7 protein-coding genes and 4 pseudogenes are annotated in these 8931 nt (G+C 49.9%); all 11 read right to left on the reverse strand.

Going from position 1 to position 8931, the window contains the following annotated elements:
• Positions 1–16 precede the first annotated feature (16 nt).
• Positions 17–169 carry a hypothetical protein gene (locus tag DXA20_RS16285; RefSeq protein WP_158577262.1) on the reverse strand — a complete coding sequence of 51 codons (153 nt, stop codon included), beginning with the start codon at positions 167–169 and terminating at the stop codon, positions 17–19.
• 222 nt (positions 170–391) lie between these two features.
• Positions 392–1120 (reverse strand): DUF4366 domain-containing protein, encoded by a 729-nt coding sequence (locus DXA20_RS15555; protein WP_199663838.1) that lies wholly within the window; start codon positions 1118–1120, stop codon positions 392–394.
• Positions 1110–1367 carry a DUF4315 family protein gene (locus DXA20_RS15560; RefSeq protein WP_002610330.1) on the reverse strand — a complete coding sequence of 86 codons (258 nt, stop codon included), beginning with the start codon at positions 1365–1367 and terminating at the stop codon, positions 1110–1112. Before DXA20_RS15560 ends, DXA20_RS15555 begins: the two co-directional genes overlap by 11 nt.
• A 31-nt stretch (positions 1368–1398) precedes the next feature.
• A pseudogene (locus DXA20_RS15565) lies at positions 1399–3337 on the reverse strand (CD1108 family mobile element protein).
• 26 nt (positions 3338–3363) lie between these two features.
• A complete protein-coding gene (locus DXA20_RS15570; RefSeq protein ID WP_118288590.1) occupies positions 3364–4323 on the reverse strand; it encodes a DNA-methyltransferase in 960 nt (319 codons plus the stop codon).
• Positions 4320–6748, reverse strand: a pseudogene (locus tag DXA20_RS15575) (VirB4-like conjugal transfer ATPase, CD1110 family). Before DXA20_RS15575 ends, DXA20_RS15570 begins: the two are co-directional and overlap by 4 nt.
• Entirely contained in the window at positions 6696–7100 is a 405-nt protein-coding gene (locus tag DXA20_RS15580) for a PrgI family protein (RefSeq protein WP_069411037.1), read from the reverse strand. Before DXA20_RS15580 ends, DXA20_RS15575 begins: the two are co-directional and overlap by 53 nt.
• A gap of 21 nt (positions 7101–7121) precedes the next feature.
• Positions 7122–7991 carry a VirB6/TrbL-like conjugal transfer protein, CD1112 family gene (locus tag DXA20_RS15585; protein WP_002610323.1) on the reverse strand — a complete coding sequence of 290 codons (870 nt, stop codon included), beginning with the start codon at positions 7989–7991 and terminating at the stop codon, positions 7122–7124.
• 16 nt (positions 7992–8007) lie between these two features.
• Positions 8008–8222, reverse strand: a pseudogene (locus tag DXA20_RS15590) (Maff2 family mobile element protein).
• Between the two features lie 199 nt (positions 8223–8421).
• Positions 8422–8589 carry a hypothetical protein gene (locus DXA20_RS16480; RefSeq protein WP_002610319.1) on the reverse strand — a complete coding sequence of 56 codons (168 nt, stop codon included), beginning with the start codon at positions 8587–8589 and terminating at the stop codon, positions 8422–8424.
• Positions 8582–8931 (reverse strand): annotated as a pseudogene (locus tag DXA20_RS15595) (VirD4-like conjugal transfer protein, CD1115 family); the annotation flags it as partial. The gene DXA20_RS16480 and the pseudogene DXA20_RS15595, both read right to left, overlap by 8 nt.

An 8931-nucleotide genomic window follows, 5' to 3' on the forward strand; every position in this document is an offset into this window, starting at 1 on the left:
TAGACTTCGTGGAAAGCTAATTTGATACATAATATTTCGTATCTTCCTCAGAATGACCATGACTAATGTATGTATCATATAAGGTCTTTTTTTGCTTATCCCACCTTTTATTAAATTCTTTCTTGCTCATAGCATAAATAGGTATTTCAAACAAAGTTTTTTTCTCCATAGGCTATACTCCCTTTTCTTTTTATCTTATCATATTTGAATAATTGCGTCTATTTAGAAGTTTTCAAAGACAAATTTTTGACACAGTACCCCACACAAGGGGACTGTCCCTTGTAAGGGCAGGAAGTGCAAGCCGGGGGATAAGGAACAGGCGGCGCATTATCACGCCGCCCGTTCGGTTTCTGTATCATCATCTTTTCAAAGGGATTGTCGGTAAACAGGGTCATAGGGTTTCTTCCTCCATTTCTTCATCTTCGGGAGTTTCCCCGGTATCTGCTTCCGGCTCGTCCTCGTCGTAGTCCTCAAATTCAAAATCTTCAAGGTCGGTATCGCCCTTTACATTCTGCTTCGGCTTCATAAACTTAAAGTAGTAGAACGCTGCGCCGCCACCAAGCAGGGCAAAGAGGACTAAGGCAAGCACCACACCGGGATTGCCGCCTTTTTCTTTCGGTTCTTCCGGCTGCTCCGTTGGTGTTGGGGTGGGTTCTTTGCCTGTGCAGCCTGTCATACTGGTAACACATACCGGGCAGGACGTGTTTACCTTTCCGGCTTCGCATTTTTCCGTACAGTTACAGATTTCCGGCTTTTTGGCAGCTTCGCCGTTTTCGGTCAGTGCCATAAGGTCGGCTTCGTCCACTTGATTTAGGAAATGTACGGTCTGTTCGCCCTCGGCGGCGCGGTCAATGAGGATATAGAAATAGTTGCCGCTTTTGGTGGTAACAGTGATAAGCTGCTTATTGCCGCCGTAATCGTCAACCAGTGTTGCGTTTCCCTTTGGGGTAAGGGGCGACGTTTCCTCTTTTTCCTCCACAACTACGTTGCTGTCGTTGGTCGCGTCCCCGGCGGTCGGCTCTGTGGCTGCGCCCTGTGCATAGGCAGGGACAGAAAAACCGCCCATAAGGATAAGGGCGGTACAAAGGGCAGTCATGGTCTTTTTCAGTTTATTCTTCATCTGCATTTTCCTCCTGTTCGTTTTCTTCTGCGGGTGCGGCAGTCATGCCGGGAATACCGCCGCCGGACAGCATAGCGTTCAGTTCCTGCGGGGTCAGACGCATAGCTCGTACAAGCTGTACGATTTCAAGGTTTTCCGCTTCGGTTTTCTGCGCTTCCAGTCCTTTTAACTTGTTCTGATACTCTGTGATTTTCTCGCGGGTCTTTGCGATTTCCTTATTGATACGGTCGATTTTATTGTTTGCCATAGGTCATTTCTCCTTTCTTTTTTGGGCTGCTTTACCAGTTCATCAGCCGTAGCCTTTGATACATTGATAGTTAAGGTCATAGCTCTTTATCTTGCAAGCGTCGCCGGAATTGCCCTCAACGGTATAGACGCGGCTGCCGTCCCTGCCAAGCACAAGCCCCACATGGTCGGCAACGCCGTCTAAATCCCAATCGAAAAAGATAGCGTCGCCCGGTGCGATATTCTCATAGCCGCGTGCGCCCCATTGTCCCCTTGACTGAAACCAAGGGACACCCTGCCATTCGCAGCCCGCAAAGCGCGGTTCGCTTTTTCCGGCTTGATTGTAGCACCATGATACAAAACAGGCACACCATTCCACGCGGCTGTTAAAGCCGTACCAAGACCAGTAAGGGTAGCCGCCCACATTTCCGACTTGCTGCTTTGCAAGCTCCATAAGCTCTTGATTTCCGGGGCGCGTACCGTTTACAAACTCCACGCCGCTTAAATCCTCGGACGGGCTTCCGTCGGGAGAACCGCCGCCAAAAATCAGCGGTTTGTTGCCGCTTGTTTCCAAATACACCCGGTACATTTCAAGCTGCTCCGGCGTAAGAAGTTTCTCCGCAAGCTCGGAAATAGGCTTGTTTGTTAGTTTCACATTCAAGATGTAATACTCATAAGGGACTTCCTCGGTGGTGGTTTCCCCGGTTTCCGGTCGGTGCTTGTTTCGGTGCGGTAGCGTATTTCCACTTCCTCGGTCAGCGTCAAGGTGTATTGCATGGCAAAGATACGTTCAAGCTCTGCCTGTGCGCTCTGCGGGGTGTAGCTCTGTAAGAGGGCGGTCAAGTAAGACGCTAATTCGTGGGGGTTATGCCCGATACTGTCAAGGTCGTAGCGGTATTCATCATAGCCGGGGTGGGTGCTTTCGATATTGTCGATCTCACTTTGCAGGGCATTTTCCATAGCGGTGTAGTTCTGTTCCGTTGCCACAAGGTCGCTGTCCTCGGACGTGTAGGACGTGCCAAGTACCCCGTTTGTCAAGCCCGAAAACATAGCCCCGCAAGAGGACAGCCCTGCGGAAATCATAATAAAGAGAAGCAGCGCGGCAACTGCAATCAAAATGCCCGCCGGGTGTCTTGCCGCAAATGCGGCGGCTTTCCTCGTTTCCTCGGCGGTTTTCTTCGCCGTCTTTCTTGTGGCTTCCGCTGCGGCTTTTGCCCCTCCTTTCTTTGCCGCCTTTGCATACTGGCGTTTTATCTGCTGTTTCTGCATGAAACGGGAAAGCGGGTTAGAGGTAAGCTGCGGGTTCTCATGCAGCGTCTTGTGATACTGGAAGTTGACGTTTGCCTTAAATGCTGCCTTTTCTGCATTTGCTGCTTCCCGGTAGGGTTTGAGCTTATGGCTGCGGTAGCCCTGTTTTAACTTCCGCGCTCCGTATTTCGCGCCGCGCTCGGCAAGTTCCTCTGATTTATGCGCCCCCTCAACGCCGGAATTGTCCTTTTCAACGGAATGTATCTTGTTATGGACGAAAATCCCTGCTTCCTGTGCAGGGCGGGACAGCGGGTTTCCCTTTTTGCCGCCGGGTATCGGTTTTTCCTGTTCTTCAAAGCGTAAGCGGGTCTTTGCCTTGCCTGCGGCTTCGTCAAAGGTGCGCTTCTTAACCAGTTTCTTTTGCTTTGGGATAGCTGCCTTTGCCGCGTCCAGTCGGTCAGCGGCTTTTTCCGATTTTTTGATGTAAGGTTCCAGTTCCGGCGTTGCCCGTTCCTCATCGGTAAACTGTAAGCGGGAAGTGGAAGTACGCAAAGCAGTAGCTTCCTGCTCTTTCTTGACAGCCTTTTTGTTTCCCTTTCGAGTATGTGCTGTGTCAAGATGTTCTATGATGCGTTCCGCTGCGGCACTGTCCGGCTGTGAAAAGTCGCTGTCTGCTTCCCGGCTGCTGATACGCTCGGCGGTCTGCTGTGTTTCGTTTACTTCCACCACGCCGTCGCGGGTCATTTTCTGTGTGATTTTATCGCGTGGTTTTAATTGCTTGATAGTCCTGCACCTCCAATCCGCGCCCTCGCAAGGGCGCAATACTCTACATTTAATTCAATCCCGATATAATGGCGGTCAAGGCTTTTTGCTGCAAATCCTGTGGTACCGCTTCCGAAAAACGGGTCTATGACAATCCCGCCTTTGGGACAGCCTGCCAAGATACAGGTTTCCGCTAATTTCGGGGGAAAAGCTGCAAAATGCGCCCCTTTATATGGGACAGTGTTAATCAGCCACACGTCCCGCTTGTTCCGCGTGGTCGGCATGAGCGCGTCGTCATAGTAGCCACCGTCCCGCGGTCGGTTTAGTCCCTGTACCTTTCCTTGTCCGGGGATTTCCTGTGTGTATTTGCTGTTGGTGCTGCGCGCTCTGCGATACCGTTCTGCGGTAGTAGGTGCTAAGGGTTCCGCAATGGCGGCAGCGTCATAGTAATATTTCTTTTCTTTTGAAAGCAGGAAGATATGTTCATAGCAGCGTGTCGGGCGGTCTTTACAGCTTTCCGGCATAGGATTTTGTTTCTGCCATATAATATCGCTCCGAAGATACCACCCCTGTTCCCGCAGGGAAAACGCCAGGAGCCAGGGAATACCGATTAAGTCCTTTTGCTTGCAGCCGGTAACGCGGCTGTTCCTTGCAATCCGCTGTCCGGTGCGCCCCTTTGGATTTTTCGGGTCAGCATAGCCGCCTTTATTTCCTGTGCCGCAATAGGTGTCTGCGATATTCAGCCATAACGTACCGTCCTTTCTAAGCACCCGGTAAAGCTCGCCAAAAACAGAGGTCAGCCTGTCAATATACTGTTCCGGCGTGTCCTCCTGTCCGATTTGTGCGTCAAGCCCATAGTCCCGCAGCGCATAGTACGGCGGGCTTGTAACGCAGCAATGGACGCTTTCAGAGGGCAGTTCTTTTAAGGCGGCAAGCGCGTCCCGGTTGATAATCACATCTGTTTTCATAGGCTGCTCACTTCCTCTGGCTTCGTCGTCATTACCCTGTAAAGCTCGGTATCTTTCGGGAAGCGGTCTACAAAAGGCAACACCACATTTCCATAGAAAATAAGCCCCTCGCCCGCTTCGGTGTGGGTAACATACTTCATCTGCTGCGGGGAAATATTAAGCTGCTTTGCAGGATAGTACGGTCGCCCTGCGCTTGATTGAGCATAAGGACAAAATCGCTGTTTTCAAAGATATTTTCCACCTCGCGGCTTGCCAAAAGGTCTTTGACGTTCTGCGTAATGGCTGTGGGGATACCGCCCCATTTACGGAAACGCTTCCAAATCTCCACGCTGTAAGCGGCGGTCTGTTCCTCTTTTAAGAGCAAATGAAACTCGTCCATATAGTAACGGGTGGATTTCTTTTCTGCCCGGTTTATCGTTACCCTGTTCCATGTCTGGTCTTGCACAATGAGCATACCTAACTTTTTAAGCTGCTTCCCAAGCTGCTTTATATCAAAGCAGACAAGGCGGTTAGAAAGCTCCACGTTGGTTCTGTGGTTGAATACGTTAAGGCTGCCGGAAACATACAGCTCCAACGCCGCCGCGATACGGGCAGCTTCCGGCTCCGGCTGTCTTAACAGCTCGTCGTAAAGGTCGCCCAAGATAGGCATTTTTGCCGGGTCGGGGTCTGCAAGGAACGGACGGTACACATTTCTTACAGCCCTGTCAATGACGGTCTTATCGACAGGCTGCAAACCCTCCTTGCCGCCAATGACAAGCTCGCAGAGGGAAAGGATAAAATCAGATTTCAAGGCTAACGGGTTGTCGTCCTCGGAATAGTTAAGGTTTATATCCATAGGGTTTACATACTGGGGCTTGCCGTCAATGCCCCTGCCCGTAGGGGAAAGCCGTATCACTTGCCCGTTCAGACGCTGCACAAGGGAAAAATACTCGGCTTCCGGGTCGCAGATGATAATGTCGTCGTCAGTAATGAGGAAAGCATTTGTCATTTCCCTTTTGGCGGCGAAACTCTTACCGCTTCCCGGCGTTCCCAAGATAAGCCCGTTTGGGTTTTTGAGCTGCTTTCTGTCGCAGAGTATCATATTGTTAGAAAGGGCGTTCAAGCCATAGTACAGGGCTTGCCCCGTCTGAAAAAGCTCCTGCGTGATAAAGGGAATGAAAATAGCGGTGCTTGATGTGGTAAGCCCCCGCTGTATCGGGATAAGGTTTTTCCCAATCGGCACACTGGATAAAAGCCCCGCTTCCTGCTGATAGTCAAGGCGTGTCAGGCGGCAGTTGTATTTCTGTGCGATACCCGCCGCAGCGAAAATGTCATTTTCCAGTTTCCGCTTCGTGTCTGCCATGTTTACCACAAGGAATGTAAGGAGAAACATTCGCTCGTTGCGGCTCTGTAAGTCCTGCAACAAGTTCTTTGCTTCGCTGCCAAAGGTGGCAAGGTCGGACGGGATTATATCCATGTCATAGCCGCTTCTAACCGCTTTTTTCTGTTCCTCAATCTTCATCTTGTCAAGGTCTGTGATTTTGCGCTTAATGGTCTTGATTGCTTCCGACTGGTCGATACTGCGGATATGTAAGTTGACGATTACACCTGTTTCCAAGTCCAGTATGTCAGCAAGCATACGGTCGTTGAGTTCCGGCGCAAGGATTTCAAGGAAGCTCGCCGCGCCGATTTTACGCCCCATGCGGAAATATCTGCCCTCGCCAAAACGGAAAGAGGACGGGGCGATAAAATCCTTTGTAGACAGCCCCGACGGGGTAAGCCAGTCAAAGGAAAAGGAGAACGGCTCGCCCTCCGGGTGGAATACCCCATGCAGCACCTTTAAGCGTTCATAGCCGGATAAGGGGCGGGCGGTTACGCCAAGCACCTTGAAATTGTTAAGCACGTCGGTTTCGATACGGGAAAGCCTTGACTTTGCAGCCGCCTTGTTATCGGCTTCAACAGTAACGGTAATGTATTTGTGCTTCACAAGCCCGTTGTTGCCTTTACTAAGCTGATTTTTCAGCATATCCGAATACTCGGTGCGGATAGAGTTAAAAGCATCCTCCTGTGCGGGGATAGAGATTGCTTTTTCTGCTTGTTCCCGCTGCGTTCCTTGATTGATGAAAGAAAGCTGCACGCTCACGCTCGCGTCAAAGTAGTTGAGGAAATCGCACCAGTTTTCAAAAATGGCGGTCTTATCGTCTGCCTGTGCAAGCTGATAATTGATATCCTCGAACATGACGCACTTTGAATATCTTTTTTCCGTAACCTTGCAGATACCGTCCGGGTACATGGCAAGGTAGGGAATGGTCTGCTGTGCGGTGCGGGCTTTGCCGTCGCCTTTTGCCTTTCGGATAGCTTCGGCAATCTGTTTCTTTTCGGCGCGGGTCAGCTTACGCCTGTTTCCTGCGGCTTCCCGCGTCTTTTTTGTTTGTCCTTTTGACAATCGCTGATACCTCCTTTTCTAAGTTTCGCTGCTTTTCCAAGACAGCGTATAGGTTTTCGGTTCTGTAAGGTCGCTCCTTTGGGCGGGTAAACTTTGTCTGAATGACATTTCTTACCACCACTTCAAGGGGCTGCCCATGTTTTTCATACATGGCAAGCAGGAAACAGGGGAGCATGACGACAATCATCGCCATAGCCGCAAGGTTTGTCCCTGCGCTGCCTTTGAGCAAAAAAAACAGCGGCAGTCCGATTAAGAGAGCCGCCGCAAAACAAACGATTTGCCGCTTTGTCAGATTGAAAGCGACTTTTGTTTTGACTTTGGATAGGTCTTTTGGTACAGGTACATACGCCAAGAAAAAACCTCCTTTCTGCCCTTAGTGGGCGTTGAATATGGATTTTGCCAGTGTGCCGGATTTGAACAGGGAAAAACAGAGGATAACCGTATAGGCGGCAAGGGAAAATACCGCGCTGTGCAGATTGTCTGCGATTATCATATCGTTTACCAGTACGGCGTAAATACCGACACATATCATAATGAGGAAGCCTTGAAAACCAAGAGCGAACAGCCCTTTTAGGTAGTTGTTCCCAATCTGTCCCCATTCTCTGTTGGTCATAGTCGCAAATGGAATAGGCGATACCGAACAGTAAAGGTAAATCTCTATCATTCTGCCGTAGAGGATAACGGTTATCAGTACGGACATGATTTTCATGCAAAGGCTCACAAGGCTTGTTTCAAGCACAAGTAAGAGCAGTTCGGGGATTTCCATATCTTCAAGCCCCTCCTGCATGGCGGCAAGGGCTTCGGCAACGTCGATATTCGTATCGCCGCCTATAACCCCCGCTGCGCCGGAAACGATATGCTGCGCCATATCAAAGACCGCCATTGTGATGTTGAACGTGTTGGTTACGATAAACACCGCGACAAAGGCTTTGAATATCCACTTAAAGAACATGAATGTTTCTATGTCGTGCATATTGTTCTTTTCCGTTACCATGCTGATAAGCTCGTAGCATAGGACATAGGTAATGACAAGCCCCGCAATCGGGACGATTACATTTTCAGAAAGGGTCTGTATCATGCTGAAAATGTTTGCGTTCCAACCCTGCGGGGTCTGTCCTACCTCGTTTGCGATAGTCCCGACTTTTTCGTTTACGTCCCCGAACATAGTTGACAGATTACCGTTTATCGCTCCGATAAGGATTTCCTTTATCCATTCGTTAATCGCGTCAAGTATGCTCTGCATAGGCAGCTACCCGCGCTTAACCGAACAAGCCGGAAAGCAGAGGTACAAGGATAGTGCCGATAAGGCAACGCCGCCGCCCGCCATGAGCTGCTTAATGCCCTGTGATTTCGCGCCCGGATTGTCGTTTCCATATCCCTCTAAGAGATTGATAACGCCCCAAATACCAAGTCCTGCCCCAAGAGCGATAACCAAAGTCTGTAATACGCCGATTGCGCTATTGAAAAATTCCATAAAACTCCTTTCTGCCGCAAATGCGGCTTGCCCCGTAAAAGGGCATAAAAAACGGCGGTCAGTTTTCAAACTGCCGCGGTCATAAGTCCCCGCGCTGCCTAAATGTCTGCCGCGCGGCGGTATTCAGTTGTCAGTGTGGGCGATAGGAATTTTTGTAGGGGCGCGTATCATGCAAGTTGTCTTTTTCTTTGTTACTGCGTCAATTCCTCCTTTCTTTTCGCTGCTGCTCATACAGGGCTTCACACCGTTTCACAAATTGCCGGATAGCAGCCTGCCGCTGCTGTTCCCGTCGTTCAGCAATCGAAACAAGCCCGTTTATGGCTTCTGTGATTTTCTTGTCCTTTTTCTTTCTGATACGTCTATTCATGGTCGGTGTCCTCCTGCAAATCGCTTTCGCTGATTTCGTAGTAGTCAAATGCTTCGTCCGGCTTCACAAGGGCGGGTCTGCGCCTTAAATGCTTTTCCATATCAAAAGTATTTTTCTTGTCATAGTCGGAAAGATATTTATAGTTGGGGTGCTTTGTAATGTCGTACTTATCAGAGAAGAACGGGCGCACCCCTCTAAGCTGTAAAATACATTTCCCGCCGTCCATGACTGCTATTTCATCTTCCGTCATAAGCTGCTTGCCTAACTTCTGATAGTTCAGCCCATGCGATACCTCGCGCCCCCGGTTCTCGGAAGTGTTGAAGCTGTCAATGGTTTCTTTCC

Origin of the sequence: Roseburia sp. AM59-24XD (assembly GCF_003478445.1) — a bacterium.
GTDB lineage: Bacteria > Bacillota > Clostridia > Lachnospirales > Lachnospiraceae > Jutongia.

Bases quoted from the DNA above. Each gene is read 5' to 3' on its own strand.
- DXA20_RS16285 (WP_158577262.1), bottom strand. From the start codon at position 169: ATGGAGAAAAAAACTTTGTTTGAAATACCTATTTATGCTATGAGCAAG.
- DXA20_RS15555 (WP_199663838.1), bottom strand. From the start codon at position 1,120: ATGAAGAATAAACTGAAAAAGACCATGACTGCCCTTTGTACCGCCCTT.
- DXA20_RS15560 (WP_002610330.1), bottom strand. From the start codon at position 1,367: ATGGCAAACAATAAAATCGACCGTATCAATAAGGAAATCGCAAAGACC.
- DXA20_RS15570 (WP_118288590.1), bottom strand. From the start codon at position 4,323: ATGAAAACAGATGTGATTATCAACCGGGACGCGCTTGCCGCCTTAAAA.
- DXA20_RS15585 (WP_002610323.1), bottom strand. From the start codon at position 7,991: ATGCAGAGCATACTTGACGCGATTAACGAATGGATAAAGGAAATCCTT.
- DXA20_RS16480 (WP_002610319.1), bottom strand. From the start codon at position 8,589: ATGAATAGACGTATCAGAAAGAAAAAGGACAAGAAAATCACAGAAGCC.